We start from the raw sequence: 288 nt of genomic DNA on the forward strand, positions 1-288 counted from the left end.
CGCAGACGCCAGCGCTTGAGCGGTTGGTGTCGCAATGCCCACTAAGACATCAGGATTTTCACCCACAAACTGGCGAGCAATCTGCACCGCGATAGCGGGGTTACCTTGAGCGGTTTTATAGTCAAACTCAAGGTTCTTACCTTCTTCATACCCTTTCGCTTTTAAACCATCGAGCAGGCCTTGTCGCGTTGCGTCTAATGCCGGGTGTTCAACAATCTGAGAGACCGCCACTTTAGCTGTTTTTGCCATAACACTGGTACTAGATAGAAGCGCAGCACCGACTAAACA

Annotated in this window: 1 protein-coding gene; it reads right to left on the bottom strand. The window is 50.3% G+C overall.

The features are described from left to right. Positions 1-288 (bottom strand): ABC transporter substrate binding protein (locus tag AB4585_RS28780; RefSeq protein WP_372172200.1); only part of this gene is annotated, 288 nt, incomplete at both ends.

Origin of the sequence: Vibrio sp. 10N.222.49.C9 (assembly GCF_041474985.1) — a bacterium.
In the GTDB taxonomy this organism is placed as follows: Bacteria; Pseudomonadota; Gammaproteobacteria; order Enterobacterales; family Vibrionaceae; genus Vibrio; species Vibrio crassostreae_C.